Annotated in this window: 23 protein-coding genes and 2 pseudogenes; 20 read left to right on the top strand and 5 right to left on the bottom strand. The window is 46.1% G+C overall.

The genetic code is table 11. The features are described from left to right. Positions 1 to 26 precede the first annotated feature (26 nt). A complete protein-coding gene (locus OP489_RS09000) occupies positions 27 to 542 on the bottom strand; it encodes a hypothetical protein (RefSeq protein WP_266161649.1) in 516 nt (171 codons plus the stop codon). A gap of 505 nt (positions 543 to 1,047) precedes the next feature. Between OP489_RS09000 and OP489_RS08995 the strand changes: the two are divergent. Then, positions 1,048 to 1,362, top strand: a pseudogene (locus OP489_RS08995) (anaerobic sulfite reductase subunit AsrB); the annotation flags it as partial. Between the two features lie 17 nt (positions 1,363 to 1,379). Next, positions 1,380 to 2,342 carry a sulfite reductase subunit C gene (gene asrC / locus OP489_RS08990; protein ID WP_266161648.1) on the top strand — a complete coding sequence of 321 codons (963 nt, stop codon included), beginning with the start codon at positions 1,380 to 1,382 and terminating at the stop codon, positions 2,340 to 2,342. Positions 2,343 to 2,426: 84 nt separating this feature from the next. Here the strand turns inward: asrC and OP489_RS08985 are convergent, their stop codons facing one another. Continuing rightward, positions 2,427 to 3,803: an MFS transporter gene (locus tag OP489_RS08985; protein ID WP_266161646.1), complete on the bottom strand. Its 1,377-nt coding sequence runs from the start codon at positions 3,801 to 3,803 to the stop codon at positions 2,427 to 2,429. A 115-nt stretch (positions 3,804 to 3,918) separates the two neighbouring features. On the opposite strand from OP489_RS08985, the gene OP489_RS08980 reads away from it, so the two are divergent. The 10 genes and pseudogenes from OP489_RS08980 to OP489_RS08935 all read left to right on the top strand — a co-directional run bounded on the left by OP489_RS08980 (position 3,919) and on the right by OP489_RS08935 (position 10,624). Further along, a complete protein-coding gene (locus tag OP489_RS08980; protein ID WP_266161644.1) occupies positions 3,919 to 4,362 on the top strand; it encodes a DUF488 family protein in 444 nt (147 codons plus the stop codon). Positions 4,363 to 4,424: 62 nt separating this feature from the next. Continuing rightward, a pseudogene (locus OP489_RS08975) lies at positions 4,425 to 4,703 on the top strand (hydroxylamine reductase); the annotation flags it as partial. Positions 4,704 to 4,726: 23 nt separating this feature from the next. Beyond that, the gene (locus OP489_RS08970) at positions 4,727 to 5,425 is read left to right on the top strand and encodes an FprA family A-type flavoprotein (RefSeq protein WP_195464773.1); all 699 of its coding nucleotides are present in this window, start codon (positions 4,727 to 4,729) and stop codon (positions 5,423 to 5,425) included. Between the two features lie 299 nt (positions 5,426 to 5,724). Then, a complete protein-coding gene (locus OP489_RS08965; RefSeq protein ID WP_266161642.1) occupies positions 5,725 to 6,483 on the top strand; it encodes a hypothetical protein in 759 nt (252 codons plus the stop codon). Continuing rightward, complete coding sequence (locus tag OP489_RS08960) at positions 6,459 to 6,749, top strand: hypothetical protein (RefSeq protein ID WP_266161641.1); 291 nt, start codon at positions 6,459 to 6,461, stop codon at positions 6,747 to 6,749. The genes OP489_RS08965 and OP489_RS08960 overlap by 25 nt, the downstream gene beginning before the upstream one ends. A 136-nt stretch (positions 6,750 to 6,885) precedes the next feature. After that, positions 6,886 to 8,766: a heavy metal translocating P-type ATPase gene (locus OP489_RS08955; RefSeq protein WP_266161640.1), complete on the top strand. Its 1,881-nt coding sequence runs from the start codon at positions 6,886 to 6,888 to the stop codon at positions 8,764 to 8,766. Between the two features lie 126 nt (positions 8,767 to 8,892). Next, a complete protein-coding gene (locus OP489_RS08950; RefSeq protein WP_195464749.1) occupies positions 8,893 to 9,108 on the top strand; it encodes a heavy-metal-associated domain-containing protein in 216 nt (71 codons plus the stop codon). Positions 9,109 to 9,133: 25 nt separating this feature from the next. Next, complete coding sequence (locus OP489_RS08945; protein WP_195464747.1) at positions 9,134 to 9,430, top strand: hypothetical protein; 297 nt, start codon at positions 9,134 to 9,136, stop codon at positions 9,428 to 9,430. 39 nt (positions 9,431 to 9,469) lie between these two features. After that, the gene (locus tag OP489_RS08940) at positions 9,470 to 10,129 is read left to right on the top strand and encodes a Crp/Fnr family transcriptional regulator (protein WP_195464745.1); all 660 of its coding nucleotides are present in this window, start codon (positions 9,470 to 9,472) and stop codon (positions 10,127 to 10,129) included. A gap of 180 nt (positions 10,130 to 10,309) precedes the next feature. Continuing rightward, positions 10,310 to 10,624 (top strand): hypothetical protein, encoded by a 315-nt coding sequence (locus OP489_RS08935; RefSeq protein WP_266161638.1) that lies wholly within the window; start codon positions 10,310 to 10,312, stop codon positions 10,622 to 10,624. Positions 10,625 to 10,847: 223 nt separating this feature from the next. Here the strand turns inward: OP489_RS08935 and OP489_RS08930 are convergent, their stop codons facing one another. Continuing rightward, positions 10,848 to 12,233 (bottom strand): IS3 family transposase, encoded by a 1,386-nt coding sequence (locus OP489_RS08930; protein WP_266163516.1) that lies wholly within the window; start codon positions 12,231 to 12,233, stop codon positions 10,848 to 10,850. 548 nt (positions 12,234 to 12,781) lie between these two features. On the opposite strand from OP489_RS08930, the gene OP489_RS08925 reads away from it, so the two are divergent. From OP489_RS08925 to OP489_RS08890, 8 genes are all read left to right on the top strand, one after another. Continuing rightward, positions 12,782 to 13,207 (top strand): sigma-70 family RNA polymerase sigma factor, encoded by a 426-nt coding sequence (locus OP489_RS08925; protein ID WP_195464742.1) that lies wholly within the window; start codon positions 12,782 to 12,784, stop codon positions 13,205 to 13,207. Between the two features lie 170 nt (positions 13,208 to 13,377). Next, positions 13,378 to 13,677: a hypothetical protein gene (locus OP489_RS08920; RefSeq protein WP_266161637.1), complete on the top strand. Its 300-nt coding sequence runs from the start codon at positions 13,378 to 13,380 to the stop codon at positions 13,675 to 13,677. 59 nt (positions 13,678 to 13,736) lie between these two features. Next, positions 13,737 to 13,934, top strand: coding sequence for a hypothetical protein (locus OP489_RS08915; protein WP_266161635.1), 198 nt, complete (start codon positions 13,737 to 13,739; stop codon positions 13,932 to 13,934). A gap of 97 nt (positions 13,935 to 14,031) precedes the next feature. Beyond that, positions 14,032 to 15,741 (top strand): recombinase family protein, encoded by a 1,710-nt coding sequence (locus OP489_RS08910; RefSeq protein ID WP_266161633.1) that lies wholly within the window; start codon positions 14,032 to 14,034, stop codon positions 15,739 to 15,741. A gap of 300 nt (positions 15,742 to 16,041) precedes the next feature. After that, entirely contained in the window at positions 16,042 to 17,613 is a 1,572-nt protein-coding gene (locus tag OP489_RS08905; RefSeq protein ID WP_266161631.1) for a restriction endonuclease subunit S, read from the top strand. 13 nt (positions 17,614 to 17,626) lie between these two features. Next, positions 17,627 to 19,123, top strand: coding sequence for a type I restriction-modification system subunit M (locus OP489_RS08900; RefSeq protein ID WP_266161630.1), 1,497 nt, complete (start codon positions 17,627 to 17,629; stop codon positions 19,121 to 19,123). Continuing rightward, positions 19,113 to 19,484, top strand: a complete 372-nt coding sequence (locus tag OP489_RS08895; RefSeq protein ID WP_266161628.1) for a hypothetical protein — start codon at positions 19,113 to 19,115, stop codon at positions 19,482 to 19,484. The genes OP489_RS08900 and OP489_RS08895 overlap by 11 nt, the downstream gene beginning before the upstream one ends. Positions 19,485 to 19,695: 211 nt before the next feature. Further along, on the top strand, positions 19,696 to 20,118 hold the full coding sequence (locus tag OP489_RS08890) for a DUF488 family protein (protein ID WP_266161625.1): 423 nt from the start codon (positions 19,696 to 19,698) through the stop codon (positions 20,116 to 20,118). Positions 20,119 to 20,201: 83 nt separating this feature from the next. Here the strand turns inward: OP489_RS08890 and OP489_RS08885 are convergent, their stop codons facing one another. After that, positions 20,202 to 20,390: a ferredoxin gene (locus OP489_RS08885; RefSeq protein ID WP_266161623.1), complete on the bottom strand. Its 189-nt coding sequence runs from the start codon at positions 20,388 to 20,390 to the stop codon at positions 20,202 to 20,204. 35 nt (positions 20,391 to 20,425) lie between these two features. Next, positions 20,426 to 20,767, bottom strand: a complete 342-nt coding sequence (locus OP489_RS08880) for a cupin domain-containing protein (RefSeq protein ID WP_266161622.1) — start codon at positions 20,765 to 20,767, stop codon at positions 20,426 to 20,428. Positions 20,768 to 20,774 lie beyond the last annotated feature (7 nt).

Genomic DNA, 20,774 nt, shown 5'->3' with positions numbered 1-20,774 from the left:
TTGCCGGGAACCATTTTTTTTGCAAATCATTCGTCAGAGTCCATCTGGAAAGAGAGTTTGTATTGCCATTCTCCAAGCTCATTAATAAACAAGATTAGGTCTTTTTCATCACAATCGTAACCGATGAAGAAAAAAGCCCTATAAAAAAATCCCATTATTTTGTGATCCTTCAAGAGCTTTACATCAGAAATTGACGAAGAAGCCATAAAAAGCAAACCTGAGAGAAGCACGTATCTCAATTGCGCATTTTTCATTCCATTTAACCCTGCAATATCACAATCATTATTACGTCCGCAAGGCGAGGCACATTCCAGACACCGGGGCACCAGTTTCCACTTTTCTTCATGAATCACCTCAATTTGATCGTGAATCTGCTGACAGGATTCCTCCCAATGTGGGAAGCACATCTGCATTCCTTTGAGAAAAGCCCTATCTGTTTCTTCCGTTGGTCTGTTTACGTTTCCATCTGTTGCGCGTGCAAGTCCAATTAGAGCTCCTATCAATTGCCCTTTCGCAATTTGAGGATTTTCTTCTTTATACATTTGATTGCCCCCTATAGCAGTCGAAGGAAGTAATATTCATTATAAATTTGAAATTCACTTCTGTATGTTGCGATTGCAACGTCATTGTGGAAACTGAACATTATAATAAAAAGTTGAGATATTAAAAAGATTGCGGACAAGTGCTTTATTAAGGAGGAAAAATAGATGGGCTTTTATCTCAACGAGAATGGCCTGAATGCTATCTTGGAATGCTTAGGAAAAGAATATAAGATTTATGGGCCAATCCGAATCACCGGTGGCAATACTTTTTCTGACGTGGATTGTATTCGGTACGGGGTTATTAAAAAAGCCAGGGATATTGTGTTTGACCAAAAATCAAATTATTCATTCAAAGAAGTTCTGTTTCCTGTCTCTCAGACACTTCTGTCTTTTACGGACGAGCGGATATGTGAAGCGGAACCGGAGGAAAAAGGTAGTATCGTTTTCCTTCGCAGTTGCAACCTGCATGCAGTCAAGCGGCTGGATGGAATCTTCCTTCAAAATGGTCATTTTGACCGTGGACGACGCGCATGGAGACGATTCCTATCGGGAAGGGCTGGTCACACAATATATTCCTCAGTTGAAGCTGAAAAGCTGTCCCGATGCAGTCGCGGCGGTAGTCGGTCCGCCGGTGATGATGAAGTTTGCCGTGCAGGGTCTGCTAAAAGAAGATTTTAAGGAAAAGAATATCTGGATTTCACAGGAACGGAAAATGTGTTGTGGCGTCGGTAAATGCGGACACTGTAAAATTGGCAGCAGCTACGTGTGCCTTGACGGTCCGGTGTTCAATTATGCTGCTGGCAAATGTCTGGCAGACTGAGAAGGGATGTGTTTTGATTGGATATTGATACGAAAGTGTTGAAAAAGAACGCCTTTCGCGTTACCAAGGAACGCGGACTAACGGCTTCACGAATTCGTGTGCCCGGCGGGCATATGGATGCGAAATATTTATCCATGATTCAAACCATTGTGGAAACCTACGGAAACGGAACCGTCCATATCACCAGCCGTCAGGGCTTTGAATTGCCTGGCATCCGTTTTGAGGACATGCCGCAAGTAAACGAAATGCTCCAGCCGGTGATCGAAGGGCTTGGTATCAACCAGACACAAGCGGGAAAAGGATATCCGGCGTCCGGAACCCGTAATGTCACCGCCTGCGTCGGAAGTAGGGTTTGTCCCTATGCCTGCTATGATACAACGGCATTTGCACAGCAAATTGAAAAGGCAATATACCCAAACGATCTGCATTTCAAGATTGCCCTCACGGGTTGCCCAAATGATTGCGCAAAGGTTCGGATGCATGATTTTGGAATTATGGGCATGACCGAACCGCATCTGGAACCGGAACGGTGTGTAAGTTGCGGTGCCTGCGTCAAATTTTGCAAAAAAAAATCGGCTGGTGCGCTCACCGTTGAGAAATATCGTCCACACCGGAATGCGGAAAAGTGCATTGGGTGCGGAGAATGTGTGCTCAACTGCCCAACTCGTGCTTGGACGCGAAGCAGTCAAAAATATTACCGCCTGACATTGTTAGGCCGCTCAGGAAAGAAAAATCCCCGGCTAGGGGAAGACTTCATCAAATGGGCGGATGAAGACAGCATTGTAAAAATTATTCTGAATACATACGATTATGTAGAGCACTACATCGACCCCAACGCCGTAGGCGGCAAGGAGCACATTGGCTATATTGTCGATCGCACAGGATTTGAAGAATTCAAAAATTGGGCGCTCCATGACATTTCTCTTCCTGAAATTGCAGAAGTCGTTTCACCGGTTTATTGGCAGGGAATCAGGTACTGAGTTAAATGCACAAATTGCATTAAAATTGTTTATCAGCATCGACCATCTGGTGAGCTATTCAACACGGCTTCCCAGATGGTCATTTTACGCTTTCCTCTGCCTTTTTAAATCATCCAGAATCACTGGATATTCTTGATCCAGTTTATAGTGTGAAAGAACCGCGATCTGAAATACAATGACTACCAGCGGCAAAGCAAGAGAAAGCCATTGGATTGCATTGACCGCGGATGCCGAGGGCGATTCAGTATGTGCTGAGTATCCGCATAAAGAAAGCGTCAGTGGAAGGGCGGAACTTCCAATCGCAGCGCCGATCTTCTTACCAAAGCTCGTCATGCTGAATAGAATTCCCTCGCTATGTACACCGCTTTTTAGGTAGCCGTATTCGGCAGTATCGGCAAGCATCGCCATAGAGACGCCGGTAATCGGTGCATTCCCCACTCCTCGCAGCAGGTTGTCCGTCACCGCCAGAGGGATACTGTGCGGATTTAACGTTTGTATTAGAATCCCAGCGGCAGAAATGCTAAGTCCCAGAATGACCGAATTGCGTTTTCCGAATTGCTTGACAAGGGGTGACAGTAAGAAAAGGCCCGCAACCTTAGCCAAGGTATTCACGGTTGTCAGCAGCCCAATCAGCGTGCTGTTCCCCAAAACATATTGCGTGTAATAAATTTTGATTCCGCCCGAAACAGGAGCCGAGATGTAGGATGCGATCGCTGTGAGGAACAGCATAAACCAGTATTTGTTCTGTTTTAAAAATCCGAAATCTTCCCGGACCGGGATTCGGATTTTTTTAACCGGAATTGCTTGCCCAACCCGTTCTTTTGTAAAACAGTAAGTAACAAGATATAAAAGCACCGACAGTGTGCCATAAAGGGCAGAAACAAGTTGCCAGCCGACCCTGCCGCCGCCCAAAAGTTTTATAAGCGGCAGCATGCAATTATTGACAGCAAGTGTTCCAATCAGCGACATTACCATGCGGAAAATATTCAGCGATGCCCGTTCGTATGGATTCTGTGTCATCAGGGAATTCAGAACCCCGTAAGGAATATTCAACGAAGATAAAAAGAAGTTGGATGTGGTATAGGTAATAAAGATATAAACGTATTTTCCGATATCAGGCAGATTTGGCAATGAAAATAGCAGAGCGCCGGAAGCCGCAAATGGCAGGCACATGCGTAGAATCCATGGACGGGCTTTCCCTTGCTTCGATTTTCCTGCATCCACCAAAAGACCGATCAGTATATCGGTGAAAGCGCTGAGCAGCCGCGAAACGAGGAAAATTGTTCCTACTGCGGCAGCGTTTACTTTTATGACATCCGTATAGTAAAACAGAAGATATGTGCTCATGGCTACTGCAATACCAACGTCCGCGAGACCGCCACAACCGTAGGCCAGTTTTTCGGGAAATGCGATTTTTTCGTCTCCTTGATATGCTTTTATTGGAGTAGTTTCAAATTTCATGGTATCTCTCCCAGAAAAGGTTTTTCTCAGTATATATAAATAAAAATTATGATGATGTTGCATTTGCAACATCATCATACCCCAAAATCCTGTACAATCGAGAACAGAAACGGGGGTGAGAGAGATAAGCAGCATATTTGAAATCAGTGCTTATCAGACATCGGCATCCGAATTTTTTGATAAAATTCTGCAAAATCACGCGGATCTTGTGCTGGATGTACGGTTGAAAAACGATTCACAGCTTTGCGGGTTTACAAAGAAAAAAGATTTAACTTTCTTTGTCCCCAAAATCTGTCATGCTGCTTATGTCCACGACCGCTTTTTCACGCCGGAACCGCAGCTTCTAGACCGTTATCTTCATCATTGGATTCAGTGGGATCAATATTCTGCAGAGTATCGGTCTGCTATGGAAGCCCGAAACGCCATCAGTTACTTTCAGGAGCATTACGGGAACTACTCCTGTGTATGCCTGATCGGTACAGCCACTAAAAGACGTCGTTCCCACAGCGAGGTCCTTCGGGGGCTTCTTGCAGACTCAAAAAGACTGGCAGGTGAGTGATTATGAATTTGTATCATAAAATCAAAAAATATTTTTTGAATGAAGAACAGGAGGAACAAGAAATGGGAAACAAAATGTTTTGCTATCAATGTCAGGAAACAGCCGGATGCTCCGGCTGCACGCAAACGGGTGTTTGTGGAAAGACACCCGAAACGGCTAATTTGCAGGATCTGCTTATCTATGTAACAAAAGGTCTGTCCGAAGTAACTACACAGCTTCGCACAGAGAAAAAAACGATTTCTACGGACATTAATCATCTTATTACGGAAAATCTTTTTGTGACCATCACCAACGCGAACTTTGACCCTGATTTTATTACTGACCGCATTCAGACTACGCTAAACCATTAGAAAGAAGGAGAACCATGAAATATCAACTATCCGAACAATGTTATGCTATCGGAAAGACGATCATAAAGCCGGATAAGGAATTTTCTTTTCTGGCTTACCTCATCACTGGGAAAGCAAACATCTTGATTGACACTCTCCCCGACAGAACTGCTTCCATGCTAACGGATGAAATCGTTTCTGTCATTGGAGAAAAGCCGCTGGATGCCATCATCCTGAACCATTCCGAAGAAGACCACAGCGGTGCTCTTCCAATGGTGCTGCAGCAATACCCGGACGTTCCCGTCTTGTGCACGGAAGCCTGTAAGAAACGTCTTATGAGCGCACTCCCGAAAGCCAATTTTCATGCGGTTAAAACCGGTGATGCTGTTGAATATGGGGAATACAAGTTCACGTTTTATGAGACTCCGGGATTGCACTGGGATGATAACATGGTAACTTTCTGGAACAGGAACAATATCCTTTTCTCTAACGATTTGTTTGGACAATATGCGGCGGCGGAACCTCCGATAGACCTTGATTACCCAGTAGACACGCTTTTAAAAGCGGCAGAGCGTTACTACGAAAAAGTATTCGGGTCCGCGTCACAATCAGAAAAAGAAGTGGTTTTAAAACTGGCGGACCTGCCAATCCGGCTAATTGCTCCGGGGCATGGGCTGATTATTGAAAATGAATTCTCCGCTGTAATGGAGCTTTATAGAAACAAAATAGAATAATAGAATTGGCAAAACGACAGCCATTGCTGAGAAAGGATTCATCCCTCTTGCGGCAATGGCTGTCTCCTTATAGTTCTGGGCAGGAGCGTTCTCCACGGAAATGTCCAAAGCATTTGTTTTGGGTTCACTCTTTTTCCTGCTCGCTAATCTTCTGCCAACGGATACAAGATTCCGTCCTCGCGGCGAATTCTTTCTTCAATCAGACTGAACATTTTTTTGCTGTCTGTAAGGAAAGGATCCTTGCTTTGAAGAATTTTAAAAGGCGTATTATTGAATATTCAAAGGTGGAACAAACTGTTTTGGGAAATAATTTGCAGGTAAACAGTAACATGCTAAGCCTTGACAGCCTTGATAATAAAAATGAGCTGAAGAAAAAATATGAAAATATTCTGGATACGGTTTCAAAAACCTCTCAAAGTCTTACAGCAATTCTAAATGATCCGGATGCTTCGGAAGAATTGAAAACTGTTGCAAAGGGTACCAGCGTAACGCTTTCTACCTTGTCTAAAATATTAGATATGCAGGAAGATACTTCAGAGGATGATTTTGAATTGACGGATTTACAAACTGATTTGGCAAATTATCAGATTGTGAGAACCGCTCAAAGTTTGTTTTCTACTCACTATCAGCTCCAATACAATATAGAGGACCTGACAGATTCCCGCGCACTGCTAGAAAACACTCTTTCGACTGCCCAAACGAAATACAACCTGAAGCAGGGTACCAGCCTTGATGTCGCGCAAGCCCAAGATGCCTTAAACACTTTGGATTGCAGCATAACCAATCTACAAAATCAGTCGAAAGCTATCGACACTGAAATGAATATTTTACTTGGACATTCTTATAACGATACGATTGTATTTGGAAATGTTCCAAATCCGGACACCGATTATACAAATAAAATTGATCTGGACAGTGATCTCACTGCAGCACAGGATGCAAGCTATAATATAAAAATTAAACGCAAGCAGCGCGCAGTTCTAAGTGACGAGACATATAAAGAAAAAGATAAAAAAATGCTCTCAATGATGACATGGAACTTGAGTTACAGAACATAGGCTCATCGCTGGATAAGCAGTATAAAACCATACAAGAAAAAAAGGTTGTACTGACTGCTAAACAGCAAAAACTAGCAACCGCGGAATTTAGTCAAGAACAGGCTTTGAAAAAACATGAAGCAGGAATTCTCTCCACCATGGATTACGCTAAAATTAGATATAATACGCTTTCACAACAATATTCTGTAAAAGCTGCGATGTTGGGACTTTCCCAAGAGATAGAAAGTTATAAATGGATTATGCGTGGGCTTCCTGCATCAAATTAAATGCGTAACAGTATACAATTAAAAACTTTTTCTCTGATTTAATCAATATTTTAGCGTGTCATTAGATTTTTGACACACGTCAATTACTTCCCTGACAGGATCTGCTACGATTCAGACAGTTAGGAGGTAGATACACATGAGTAAATGGAATCGAAAACTGAATCAATTCCTTAAAAAGTATACGACACCTTTTACATTTGCAGCAGGCATACTGACAGTCTTAGGGTATCTGGCAGAACGAGTGACAAATATGAGAACAGCCACAATCATTTGTTATCTCGTTGCCACAGTGCTAGCAGGATTGCCAATCTTCTTCCGGGCAATCACAGGACTGAGGATGAAAGCCATTGGCATTGAAGTTTTAGTGAGCATTGCAGTATTTGGCGCACTGTTTATCGGAGAGTACAGCGAAGCAGCTATCGTGACATTTCTTTTCCAATTCGGAACATACCTGGAACAGCGTACGTTGCAGAAGACCCGCAGTGCCATCCGGATGCTTACAGAGATGGTACCCGCCACTGCATGGAGATTAGAGAGCCAGACAGCTGAACCAGAGGAGATTGATGCAGATGAGGTGAAAGAGGATACCCTGCTGCTGGTCAAGACTGGTGGAAAGGTAGCCGTTGATGGTATCATCGAATTCGGAGAAGGGTATCTGAATGAGGCAAGCATCAACGGCGAATCCGTTCCAATTCATAAGGTGGTTGGAGATCAGGTCTATGCCGGAACCATCCTTGACAGTGGAATCTTACAGATGCGTGCAACCCGTGTGGGAGAGGATACCACCTTTTCCAAGATTATTGCACTGGTGGAGGAGGCACAGGATGCGAAATCTCCGGTGGAACGATTTATTGACAGGTTTGCCAAATGGTATACACCCGCAGTCGTTGTAATTGCAGCACTTGTTCTGCTCATTACCCGTAACCTGGATACGGCGATCACCGTTCTTGTCCTTGCATGTCCGGGAGCCCTGGTCATTGGGGCACCGGTAGCCAACGTGGCTGGTATCGGCTGCGGTGCGAAAGACAGTGTGTTGTTAAAAGGCGGTGACAGCGTGACAACCTTCGCCAAGGTGGATACCTTCCTGTTTGATAAGACAGGAACACTTACTACAGGTCATCCTGATGTGACAAATGTTTACAGCTACACAGAAGATATTCCAGGTGCTATGAAGTTGGCGGCAGCCTTAGAAAGTACAAGCGATCATCCGCTGGCAAAGGCAATTGTGAATTATGTAAAGAAGCGGGATGTTACAGTGGAAAAAGCGGTTGCCAGTGAGACATTGAAAGGATTTGGAGTTCGTGCTGACATAGATGGAAATGTCGTAATAGCAGGCAGCAAACGGATGATGACGGAACAGGGAATCACCCTGACAAAGGAACAGCAGCGAGATTTACAAGAGGCACAAAGGAATGGCGCATCCACAGTTCTGATTTCTGAGAATGAAAAGATTTTATTATTGTTTGCTATTTCTGACAAGATTAAGGATGGCGCAGCAGAAACGATTGCAAATCTAAAGCGTCTGGGCATCAAAAAGACAGTGATGCTCACGGGAGATAATCGTAAGACAGCAGAAGCAGTTGCAGCAGAGATTGGAATAGATGAAGTGCAGGCAGAACTTCTGCCGGAGAACAAGCTTTCCGTAATACAGAAGATGCAAAGAGAAGGCAGAATCGTTGCATTCGTAGGGGATGGCGTTAATGACAGCCCGGCACTTGCTGCAGCAGACACAGGAATTGCCATGGGAGGCGGAACAGATGTGGCTGTGGAAACCTCGGATGTGGTTCTGATGCGCTCCAACCTTGAGAGCATCCCGGTGGCGATAAAGCTGGCAAAAAGAACAGTCAGTGTCCTGCAACAGAATATCGTGATTGCCGTCAGTACGGTGCTGTTGCTTTTAGCGGGACTTTTTGCCGGATATATCCGCATGGCAAGCGGCATGTTCATACATGAAGCAAGTATCCTGGTGGTCATCCTGAATGCTATGCGGCTTCTTCATAGAACAAAGAAATCATGAAGGGTTATGAGTCCATGGAAAAAGCGCAGTTTAAATTATAGATTGTAAAAAGTTGATCTGCATCAAGTATTTGATAAGCAACCCATGTTAAAATCATGATATCAATGAAAAAGGAGCGAAGTTAATATGAAAAAATGTACCATGCAGTTGGGCGAACTGGTCTGTCCTATGTGTGCACAGAAAATCGAGACCGTACTGAAGAATGCTCCGGGAGTGGATTCCGTGTCCATCTTGTTCAACTCCAGTAAAGCCAAGGTGCAGTACGATGAACAGACAACGGAACCTGAAAAGCTCGCCGAGGTTGTCAGAAGTATCGGCTATGAAGTATTGAAACTTTCATAAGAATAAAAGAGAAGAGAGAGTTAACATGACATATCAGGAAATTGTAAATAGCAGCGATGTAAAGGAATTAAACAAGATCTTACCAGTCGTACAGCGCGTTCACGGCGGAAACCATCCGGAACTTTCCAGAGTGGGAGAAATTTATTCAGACATTCTTAAAGGCGCAAAATCCGGTAAAAGCAGTGAAGAAATGGCTAAGCTGTTAGATGAACTGAAATCCATAACTGGAAGTTTTATGGTTCCTGCAGATGCATGTGCTACTTTTTGTAGAACCTATGAGCTTTTGGCAAAGCTTACAGAAAATATAAGCAAAGCTGCTTAAAAGGACCTCGCCAAAACGCTTTCGGAATGGAGGGAAAAAATGTCCGGACACGTATGTGCAGAGAATGTGCCGATTTTCAATCACTTAAGTCACGAAAACCTGGAGAAAATCAGCGGAATCATGCAACACCGCTGTTATGCAAAAGGAGAAATTATCTATTCTCCCAATAAATCATGTGGATTATTTATCCTTGCAAAAGGCAGGATCAAAGTTTATCAGCTTTCGGGTTTTGGAAAGGAACAGTTGCTTCGTGTACTGGAGTCTGGAAGTGTTATAGGAGAAGACACCTTATTTGGTTCCATCAATCCGAACAGTTTTGGGGAAGCACTGACAGATATTGAGGCGTGTGTCATAGGGCGTGAGGAATTCATGGAGCTGCTCATACAATATCCTGCTATCAGTGTCAAGCTGCTGGAAGAATACAGCCGCAAGCTGGCAGAGGCGGACCAGTTGACTACCCGCACAGCGACGGAAAGTGTCGCGTTAAGACTAGCTTCCTACCTAATTGACCTGTCAAAGGTCGCTGGGGCGGATACATTTGTACTTCCACTGTCTATGAAGGAGTTAGCAGCATTTTTAGCTACCACACCCGAGACCCTTTCAAGACGAATGCGACAGTTTGAAGATGATGGATTTCTGGGACGGTCGGGGAAAAACATACGCCTCTTACAGAAAGATGCATTGGAAAACGTCTTATAATAGGCGGATTATACCTATCTGGCAAACAGGAGCAACAGGGTTTCGAGGCAGAAGCCACGAATGTTTATGGCTTCTGCCTCTTCTTTTAAAAATTACAAAAATTAAATAAACTTGATATAAATCAAGGTAAGCGGAGAAAGTCTCCAGTATAATGAGAAAAAATGAAAAGAAGGACAATAGATGTTCGGAAGATCAAATCATTTAAAGAACTGCTCGAAATCTGTACAGAAATCGTTTAAGACACTGAATATATTTCTGCCGAAAGTGCTGAAAATACATGGAGCGAAACATCCGGAGTTGATGGAAGTTAAACAGGTAACAGACGAACTGCAGGCCGTATTTGAAGATGGTATGGATACTGGCAGAGCAACGGCCTTATTGGAAAAACTCAGAAGCCTCACAAGAAACTATGCAATTCCATCAGATGCTTGCCCAGCATATAAGAACGTCTATAAGGCTCTGTCGCAGATTGATGCAATATTGTCAGCGGTGTAATGGCCTAAAGCCTTTGCTATTACGATTTTATAAAGTTAAAAAGCAACATCAAATGTACACAATGTCGGTAATATATAAAAATCTCATTAACGTAATCAAAATATAAGTGCTTTTGGTCTTGACAAGCTTTCGGAAATGTTACCTATGGTCTTTTTAGATCTTACCTGACTATGGAAATTTACACCACATTTTAGATATAAGGGGGTGCGGACAAAATTTTGGACTAAGCACTCAGGCCTAGATTTTGTCTGTACTCCAGCGGGCTCATCCCGCCAAGTGAAATTTTGATGCGCTTTTCCCGATACCAATTCATATAGTCGTGTATGATCTGAATAAAGGCCTCTATTGACACATCCATCCAGGACAAGCCGTAGAACATCTCATTTTTCATTCTGCCAAAGAAGCCCTCACACGCTGAGTTATCCGGCGAGCATCCTTTCTTTGACATTGAACGTTGCAAATGCGCCTTTTCCATACGGCTAATCCAACCAGGCCATCGGTAATGGCAGCCACGGTCTGTGTGGATGACGGGACGTTCTTCTTTTAAGTGGGAGATTGCATCATCCAGCATACAATTCGCAAGCTCTGCATTCGGGGCTGTCCCAATACTCCAGCAGACCGGCATACCGTCAAAACAGTCAATCACAGGAGAAAGATAAACCTTTCCAGCCGGAATTGCAAATTCCGTTATGTCGGTCAGCCACTTCTCGTTTGGAAGATCGGCATGGAAGTTGCGCTGTATGACATTGGGCACTGCCGGCGTAATCTCCCCCTGATAAAAGCTATAGACTCGCTTCTTTTTTGCTGCGACTTGCAGCTTCTCTTGTTTCATGAGTTGGCGAATAACCTTCTCGGATAGACGTAGGCCTTCTTTTCTCAATGCAGCATGGATTCTCCGATATCCGTAGCGCCCGTGATTTTCTTCAAATACAGCCTGTATCCTTTTCTTGGCGAAACAGTATTTGTCTTGCCGCTTCACGGTCTTTTGTTGGTAATAGTAGCTGCTGCGCGGACAATGCAAGGCAGAAAGCAGATTCGGCAGCGAATACTTACTCTTCAGGGCGCCGATGATCGCCACCTTCTCCCGATTCCGGAGAACTGCCTGATCGACGCCGGGGTCTTTTTTTAATACGTTGATGGTTTCCTTTAGAATATCAATTTGCATCCGCATATCTTCCACTTCGGATTTCAACTCGTTGATTTCCTCTGAGGAGGATGCTGTACCTGGCACAAGTTTACCTCGGGGGTCATCCTCCGGATTCATCAGTGCAGTCATTCCTTTTCGAAGATATTTCCTACGCCATGTATAAATACTGGCTCGGCTATACCCGATCTCATCTGATACTGATTTTACATCTTCGCCAAGTTCAAAACAACGGTGGAGAACCTTCAATTTCAGCTTCACTGGCGGGTGACGCGGATGGGTCTCGGTATTTTTGCCACGATAGGGTGATTTCACTTTCTTCGGCTGATTCTGCTTACTGATCCATTTGTACAGGGTCTGCCGTCCGGGATAACCAAGTACGCGGATGGTCTCGGTTACAGAATGTGTTTCCTCATACATCTGCAACGCTCGGGCTCGCTTTTCGTATGCGAACAATGTGATCACTCCCATGTCACAGCCTGTACTTGTCCAGCTTTTTATCCGCACCCCCTAACCGATATCAGATTTACCATCGTGTAATATTGCAAAAATGTACTCTTATGGCAGCATTTTTCTGTTTAGTAAGATTCTGTCACACAAAAAGCGCGAGTTTGGTGGGTGTATCATCATGTCTGAATAGCAATATCGATTCCCCTTCAGACTTGCAGGTTGGAGGGCTTTCCATGTGCATTCGATATGTTCTAAACATTAGGCGACCGCTGCACAGCAGCGGCCGGGCGTGATGAAGCGGACATCTATTCGCTATACGTTGCTCTAATAGGTAGTCTGTTAAAAAAAGCCTGTGCTGTTCAACGGGTAACTGTGGCCACGAACAGGAACCTATAGGATTCAAAAACTGGATATATAAGTTCATTTTTTTGCAAAAGGCTCATTTGGGTTATGCCCAAGTGGGTCTTTTTGGCCTTGCAAAGGGACATTCAGCCCGCTGTCGCTCCCCACCTACCTCTGTTTCGATTTGCCACAACTCAAAAATCGGAATGGAGGAAAATTTAATGACACAGATTAATTTGCGGGAATATTATCCCGATTTCTATACCACCGACTGCACTATCGAAGTGCCGAATGAAGTCGCGGCGCTCATGGTTTCCTATGAACGGGCCGACGCTGCCTACTACTTACGAAGATACCGGCACAAGGCGTATTACTCTCTGGATTGTGACGACGGCATCGAGAATGACATCCTGTTTGTCTCTTTGTCCCCCTGTGAAATATATGAGCGTAAAGTAACGGTCGCACAGCTCCACGCAGCGATTGCCTCTTTGCCGGACAAGCAGGCCAAACGCGTTTATGCCCATTACATACTCGGTATCAGTCAAGCCGATATTGCACGGGTAGAAGGTGTGGATGCCCGAAATGTACGCAAGTCAATCAGGAAGGGGCTTCGAAACATGGAAATCTTTCTAAAAAATGACCATTAGGTGTATCCTAACAGGCCCCAAAAATGAAAGGGTTTATGAGGGAGATATTATTCCCCTGTTGTAGCTTGAAAATTTAATAAAGGACAAGCCGGATACATACCGCAAGCAGCGGCATACAGGGAGCCGGGCGGCGGGTGCGCCACGATCTTTTCTTGCGCGGGAGAGGATGATTGGATTTCAGCGTAACGGAAAGGGAGCGAAAAACACCAGCGCCGCAGGTAGAGCAGCTTCTTTCAGACGCAAGGCAGCTCTGCGGCAATCATCTGTATGTGATGAAACTTCCGTTCAGTCACAGTCCGAGCGTGATAAAACCGTCGCAGGCAATGAGGACGGCCCGCCATCAGCATGGGGGGAGGTGCGATTCCTATGGTAACAGGTACGCCGCCTGTTCGTCCGGAATATCTGTAAACATAAAAAGCAAATCGAAACAAAGGGACAGCCACGCCGTAATTGCTCTGCATTGCCCATGAGGGCAATGCAAATACAAAATATACTGTGCGGCTGTTTTTATTTAGACGGAGGCATAACGATGAAAAACACGAAAACTGCTGCCTGCAACAGCAATATACCGCCCGGAGCTTCCGGACGCAATCGTTTAGATAAGCCATCCACCTATAAAGTAGACGGCAAAACCTTCATTGTCGAACCTGTTTTTCAAACAGAAGGGCATGACACGCTGGGAACCATTTTAATGAAACTGATGAGGGCCGACGCAGATCGGCTTTGATGATAAGTAACAATGCGGCAAGCGTGACAATCGGCGGTCGATATGGTATACCTTAGCCTGTAAATACTGCTTATTTGACTGCCGGAAAGGGGGATTTATGAAACGGTCAAATAGGAGAAAAAACCGGGAAGACACAGCCTTTCTTTATGAGCGGCTGTCACGCGATGACAACCTTGAGGGTGAAAGCTACAGCATAAGCAATCAGAAAAAACTTTTAATCAAGGTTGCCAAAGAAAAGGGATATACCAACCTTGTTCACTTCTCTGACGATGGCATTTCCGGTGTCACAATGGAGCGACCCGGTTTTGTGGCAATGATTCAAGAGCTTGAGGAAGGCCACGCAGCGGCTGTTTTTGTAAAGGATATGTCACGTTTGGGCAGAAACTACATTGAGGTTGGGAAACTCACGGAGGAATTCCTCCCCGATCACGACATCAGGCTTGTCGCGGTTTCCGACAATGTGGATACCGCTGAGGGAGAAAATGAACTGACACCGATCCGCAATCTATTCAACGAGTGGTATGCCCGTGATATCAGCAAGAAACGGCGCATCAGCAATAAAATCAAGGGAAATGCTGGGGAACCTATGGGACAGCCGCCTTACGGTTACATCAAGGACCCGGATAATCCCAAACGCTGGATTGTGGACGAGGAAGCCGCCACCACTGTTCGCCGCATTTATCAAATGACACTGGACGGCTTTGGGCCGGAACAAATTGCCGCCGCACTGGAAAGGGACAGTATACTGACTCCTATATCTTATTGGCAAACACGAGGCGTCAACCGCCCTGGCAAGCACAAAGACGCACCGCCCACGAAGTGGAACAGTTCAACCGTCACCAAGATTCTTTCCTTACAGGAGTATTGCGGGGACGTTCTCAATTTCAAGACATACAGCAAATCCTACAAGAATAAGAAGCGAATTGAGAACGACCATGACAATTGGGTTATCTTTAAGGATGTGCATGATCCGGTCGTTGACCGCGCAACATGGGAAAAGGTACAGCAGAAACGTGGTAAAATCCGCAAGCGGAAAACGAATGAGGGAGAAACCAATATGTTTTCCGGCTTGCTTGTCTGTGCCGACTGCGGTCACAATCTGCATTACCACTTCAATCAGGGCAACCCGGACATCAAGTATTTCAACTGTTCCAATTACAAAGGTAATCGGGGTACTTGTGCTTCTACCCATTATATCCGTGTCGACTTTCTGGAACAGGTCGTACTGGGAGAAATCCACAGGCTCACAAAATTTGCGAGCAAGTATGAAGATGAATTTGTCAAAGCGGTTATGGGACATTCTCAGCAAACGGTGGAACTTGAGCGGCAGAAAAAGCAAAAAGGATACAATGCTCTGTTGGCCCGCGATAAAGAGATTGACCGACTGTTTGATCGAATGTATGAGGACAATGTGGCCGGGAAAATTTCCGACGAGCGGTTTTCAAAAATGACCAAGCAGTATGAAGATGAGCAGAGCGGATTAGCAGGGCGGATAAAAACGCTGAGGGCCGAGCTTGATAAAGAAAGCCGTCAATCTGTGGGCACGGATATGTTCATTGCCACTGTGCGTAAATATACCAGAGCCAGAAAGCTCACACCGCGTATGCTGAACGAACTGATCGATCACATTGAAGTCCATCAGGCTGAGAAGGTAAACGGCGTATACGTCCAGAAGCTGACTATTCATTATAATTGTATCGGCTCCATTGAAATACCGGATATTTCATCTCTACAGGAACCGGATGTTCTGATACAGACAAGAAAAGGAGTAGCCGTAAGCTACTCCCAAGCGCAAATGGCAGGATAAGCATATAAAAAGCCGAGTGTTCTTACAGCACTTTCAAATACTATAAGAACACTCGGCATGAAAGTAGTGACCAATTTTGATACCAAATGCACACGGTACTGCCTTTCGTTAAAAGGTGCATATGCAAAAGAAAGTTGCCATTGCTGCATGCGGGGTCGTGTAGTTTATGGGCTTCGTGGCATTTGTAATAGTAATCGAGAGAGTTGCGAGGTACCATTAATCAAAATATATATTTTAGTATTGACATACTAAAATATTAGCAGTATTCTATAAACAGTCCATGATATGGAGGTGTACTGCTTGAATAACGATATCCAAAGTGCTCTGGCAGTTCTTTATCAGCGCCAGATCACATCCCGTGACCAGCTGTTGACAGAAGCCCTGCGTGTTGCGCTTACTAAAAAAGCTGTGCGGGGAAATGAGACTACCAGCGAGCTGTTTTCCATCATGAAACAGAAAACAGAAGAGACGCTGGGCTTCTTTCCTGCTGACAGAAATGACTTTCGGGATATTTATGACGCTTTGAAAGAGATAGATCTCGGTGAGTTTACCAAGTCCATTTATGAAAATGACAGAAGCGGAGAGGTGATCACACCAACGCTTCTGACTCAGTATATCCAAAAACGAATTACCGCTCTTGCCCCAGAAACAGTGCTGATTACCGATGCTGAACGGCACCTGAACGGGCTGACAGAGCTTGTAGCGGCGTGTCCCGGAAAGGTAACGCTTACCACACAACTCCACCCATTTGAGATTTTGCTACGGTTGCTGTTTGAAGGAAACTCGGCGGTTGATGTTCGTTTTATTTCCATCTATTCGGCTCTGCCGAAAACATCGCAGAGCTATGACTATATTTTCTGCCTACCGGCATTTGGAGGGAGAGTCGGAGCGGAAGCCAATGCTTTTTTGACGCAGGATTATGATGGCGTAGCACTGGAAAATCTGCTGGGCCTTATGACCTCGACAGGTACGATGGACTTCATCACTCCGGCGAAGCTTACCTTTGCGTCCGGCGGTTATGAAAAATTGCGTCGGCAGATTGCGGATACGCGGAACGTGGAATCGCTCTATATTCTGCCTGACGGAACATTCCGGCCGTGGACTGCCATCAAAACCTATCTGCTGTCGATTACCGGACAGGAAACAGCGACTGTTAGCATTGGAGAGCTGAAAGTGAAAAAGGATGCGCTTGCACCCTATCACCCTAAAGCGATCCCGACTAAGAAGTTCCGGGTACATGGCGACTGGCGCATTGAATTGCTGCTCTCGGAGGACGATCGGAATATCGCACGGTTCAAGAAATCTGATACGCCAAAGGTCAAACTCGGCGAGGTGGCTGAGGTGTTTCGCGGAAAATCGATCCTGAAAAAAGACGCCGTGCCAGGAGAGATTGCCGTGCTGAACATCGGCAATATAGAAAACGGCGTAATCGACTACGAGGGTCTGGACACCATTGCGGAGGATGAACGCAAAATAAAGCGTTATGAGCTGCAAGACGGCGATGTAATACTCTCCTGTAGGGGAACGGCTATCAAATCCGCCCTGTTCCGGAAGCAGGAAGACATTACAATTGCATCCGCAAACATCATTGTCATCCGGAGCAAAGGGCAGATACTTCCGGCGTTCATCCAGATGTTTCTGGACAGCCCTACAGGTCAGGTGATGGTCAAGAGCTTTCAGCGCGGCGTGACGATTATGAACATCAACCATACAGACATTATGGAACTGGAAATTCCGCTTCTTCCTCTGGACAGGCAGAGAAAATTGACAGAATTCTACGAAGTCGAGCTCACACATTACCGTCAAACAGTGGCGCAAGCGGAACAGCGGTTGCAAGAGCAGAAAAACAAATTATATGATGAGATGATATAGGAGGAACGGCAATATGGCAGAAGTGACATTAGGCTTTGAAAATCAACTCTGGGAAATGGCAGACAAAATGCGGGGTCGCATGGGCGTAAAGGACAGCGAATACGGCAATGTGGTGCTGGGGCTTATTTTCCTAAAATATATCTCTGACAGCTTTGACGAGCGATATCAAGACTTGGTGGTCGAGGGCGAAGGTTTTGAGGAAGACCGGGATGCCTACGCCGAGAAAAACGTGTTTTTTGTTCCGCCATCTGCCCGGTGGAAATTCATTAAAGAAAGTGCTAAGTTGCCTACCATCGGGCAGATCATAGACGATGCCATGGTGGCCATCGAACGTGAGAACACCACCCTCAAGGGCGTACTGCCAAAGACTTACGCCCGGGCGGAAATCAACAAGCAGGTGCTGGGCGAGCTGGTGGATCTGTTTTCCTTTAACTTGGGAGGAAAAAAGGCAAGGGCTCAGGACGTGTTGGGCCGTGTGTATGAATATTTTCTGGGGCATTTTGGTTCCACTGAGGGGGAGTATTACACGCCGCCTTCCATCGTCAAGCTGCTGGTCGGCATGATCGAACCTTTTGAGGGCCGTGTGTACGACCCTTGCTGTGGCAGCGGCGGGATGTTCGTGCAGTCTGCAAAATTTGTGCAGGCACACGAGGGCAGACTGGATAAAATTCACATCTATGGGCAGGAATCCATTGCGGAAACCTGGCGGCTGTGTAAGATGAACCTTGCCATCCGTGGTATTGACGGCGACTTGGGCAAGGAAAATGCGGACACATTTGGAAACGACCAGCACAAGCTGCTGAAAGCCGACTTCGTGCTGGCAAACCCGCCCTTTAACATTAAAGACTGGGGAGCGCCCAATCTCACCGAGGACGTGCGCTGGAAATACGGAATGCCACCGGCGGGTAATGCCAACTACGCTTGGATCGAGCATATCATCAGCAAGCTCTCTCCCAGAGGTGTGGCGGGCTTCGTTCTAGCCAACGGTTCCATGAGCACGACCACAACTGCTGAGGCGGAAATCAGAAAAAATATCATTGAGGCGGGCCTTGTGGATTGCATCATCACCCTGCCGCCCAACCTTTTTTACAATGTCACCATTCCCGCCTGCCTGTGGTTCCTCTCCCGAAAGCGGGAAAATCGCCGGGAAAAGCTGCTGTTTATCGATGCCCGCAAACTGGGCACCATGATTGACCGCAAACACCGGGAGTTGTCCGACGAGGAAATCCAGACGGTCTGCGACACTTACCACAACTGGCGGGACGACAAGCCGGACTATGAGGACCAGCAGGGTTTCTGCAAATCCGCTGCGCTGGGCGAGGTTCGGGCCCAGGATTACATCCTTACCCCGGGGCGCTATGTGGGTATGGAGGAGCAGGAAGACGACGGCGAACCCTTTGATGAGAAGATGACCCAGCTTACCGGCGAGTTGTCCGGGATGTTCCGTCAGAGCCACGAGCTGGAGAATGAAATCTGCAAGAGACTGGGGGCGATTGGATATGAAGTTTGAAGATCAAAAGGGAAAACTTTTGTATGAACCAGACTTTTGTAACGATTGGAAACGCAGATCATTATACGATCTGGCAAAATGGAAAAATGGATTAGCATTTAAGGATATTAACTTTTCTGATGTTGGAAAACCCGTTATAAAAATTGCAGAGCTAAACTTTGTCATCCTTTGGGGAACAACCATGGATGCCCAATTGATCACCAAAAGGAATAGGAGGTATGCAAGGGGGATTGAGCCTATACGGGATAGCGCGACAAGAAGCAAAGAAGACGCGGTATATAACACAATCACCCACCTGCGCCGCAAGATAAAGGTAACGGATAAAAAACAAGGGATGACCGGGAATAGAACGGCTATTTGAAAGACGGACAGCGGTTCTCTGGCCGCCAGCAGACAAAAGGGGAAAAGCATTAAAACCAGAAGCGCCGCCATAGGCCGTATCCTACGGAAGTTATATTGATTGATGATATGCCTTCCTATGACTTCGAAAACTATTTCTCCTATTGACGTTGCATACGCAACCTCGAAACCTATTTTTAGTGATATAATGGAGTTGAAATGGAGGGGGCCAAATGAGCAAGTTCTTCACCCTCAGCGCTTACCAGACGACGGCAGAGCAGTTCTTTGAAAAAATATTGGGCATGCGGGCGGACCTTGTGCTGGATATCCGTCTCAAAAACGAATCGCAGCTCTGCGGATTTACAAAAAAGGGCGACCTTGCGTATTTCGTGCCTCAGATCTGCCATGCCGCCTATATTCACGACCGCTTCTTTGCACCCGATCCGGATCTGCTGGACCGCTATATCAAGCATTGGATCCAATGGGAACAGTATGCGGAGGAATACCGAGCTGCCATGGAAGATAAAGACGCAGCCCGCTATTACAAAACGCATTACCGAGATTATTCTTGCGTCGGTCTGCTCGGGACGGCCACAGCGAAACGCCGGTCCCACAGCGAAGTGCTCTCCGATCTGCTGCAGGAAAAAACGGAATAATTATTTCTCATTTTTAGCAGCAAGCGGCGGCCGCCTTCTGAAAGCGGCCGCCGCTTGTCTGTCCTTCTGAAATAAGATGGGGATCATTCCACCGTGATTACTGAAACAGGGCAGCCTTCCTGCGCTTCGATGGCTTTACCCTCCGCCTCTTTCGGGACGGGGTCCTGATACACCTCCGCCTTACCATCGTCGCCCATCCGGAAAACCTCCGGGCAGGTTTCCGCACACAGTCCACAGGAAATACATCCGTCTCTGTCAATCGTCGCTTTCATAGAAATCAGATCCTTTCAAAATATTTTGAACATTGTTATTGAGGGAACACGACCGTAAGCAGCATCTTGAACCGACCGTCCGCCGCCACGGCGTGGGGGACGCCCGCGGGCATCACGACGGTCTTGCCGCCCGTCAGGGAAAAGACCTGCCCGCCGATAGTGACGCGGGTCTTTCCTTCGAGGACGGTCAGCATGGCGTCGCCCTCCGAGGCGTGGGAGCTGATCTCCTCGTTTTCGTCGAAAGCGAACAGGGTGACGCTCACCGCGCCGTTCTGCGCGAGGGTCCGGCTGACGACCTGACCCGGCTGGTATTCCACCAGCACGGCGAGCTCCAGCTCCTTTTCAAACTCGATATTTTTCAGAATATGTGCGCTCATTGTATAA

Source organism: Caproicibacterium sp. BJN0003, assembly GCF_026314295.1.
GTDB lineage: Bacteria > Bacillota > Clostridia > Oscillospirales > Acutalibacteraceae > Caproicibacterium.
Note: the sequence above shows the minus strand (reverse complement) of the source record. Positions and strands in the feature narration are given on the sequence as shown.

Excerpts from the sequence above, each read along its gene's own strand:
- OP489_RS08940 (WP_195464745.1), top strand. The coding sequence starts at position 9,470 with ATGTCCGGACACGTATGTGCAGAGAATGTGCCGATTTTCAATCACTTA.
- OP489_RS08970 (WP_195464773.1), top strand. The coding sequence starts at position 4,727 with ATGAAATATCAACTATCCGAACAATGTTATGCTATCGGAAAGACGATC.
- OP489_RS08955 (WP_266161640.1), top strand. The coding sequence starts at position 6,886 with ATGAGTAAATGGAATCGAAAACTGAATCAATTCCTTAAAAAGTATACG.
- OP489_RS09000 (WP_266161649.1), bottom strand. The coding sequence starts at position 542 with ATGTATAAAGAAGAAAATCCTCAAATTGCGAAAGGGCAATTGATAGGA.
- OP489_RS08950 (WP_195464749.1), top strand. The coding sequence starts at position 8,893 with ATGAAAAAATGTACCATGCAGTTGGGCGAACTGGTCTGTCCTATGTGT.
- OP489_RS08960 (WP_266161641.1), top strand. The coding sequence starts at position 6,459 with ATGGAACTTGAGTTACAGAACATAGGCTCATCGCTGGATAAGCAGTAT.
- OP489_RS08895 (WP_266161628.1), top strand. The coding sequence starts at position 19,113 with ATGAAGTTTGAAGATCAAAAGGGAAAACTTTTGTATGAACCAGACTTT.
- OP489_RS08910 (WP_266161633.1), top strand. The coding sequence starts at position 14,032 with ATGAAACGGTCAAATAGGAGAAAAAACCGGGAAGACACAGCCTTTCTT.
- OP489_RS08900 (WP_266161630.1), top strand. The coding sequence starts at position 17,627 with ATGGCAGAAGTGACATTAGGCTTTGAAAATCAACTCTGGGAAATGGCA.
- OP489_RS08925 (WP_195464742.1), top strand. The coding sequence starts at position 12,782 with ATGACACAGATTAATTTGCGGGAATATTATCCCGATTTCTATACCACC.
- OP489_RS08945 (WP_195464747.1), top strand. The coding sequence starts at position 9,134 with ATGACATATCAGGAAATTGTAAATAGCAGCGATGTAAAGGAATTAAAC.
- OP489_RS08985 (WP_266161646.1), bottom strand. The coding sequence starts at position 3,803 with ATGAAATTTGAAACTACTCCAATAAAAGCATATCAAGGAGACGAAAAA.
- OP489_RS08935 (WP_266161638.1), top strand. The coding sequence starts at position 10,310 with ATGTTCGGAAGATCAAATCATTTAAAGAACTGCTCGAAATCTGTACAG.
- OP489_RS08885 (WP_266161623.1), bottom strand. The coding sequence starts at position 20,390 with ATGAAAGCGACGATTGACAGAGACGGATGTATTTCCTGTGGACTGTGT.
- OP489_RS08880 (WP_266161622.1), bottom strand. The coding sequence starts at position 20,767 with ATGAGCGCACATATTCTGAAAAATATCGAGTTTGAAAAGGAGCTGGAG.
- OP489_RS08890 (WP_266161625.1), top strand. The coding sequence starts at position 19,696 with ATGAGCAAGTTCTTCACCCTCAGCGCTTACCAGACGACGGCAGAGCAG.
- OP489_RS08915 (WP_266161635.1), top strand. The coding sequence starts at position 13,737 with ATGAAAAACACGAAAACTGCTGCCTGCAACAGCAATATACCGCCCGGA.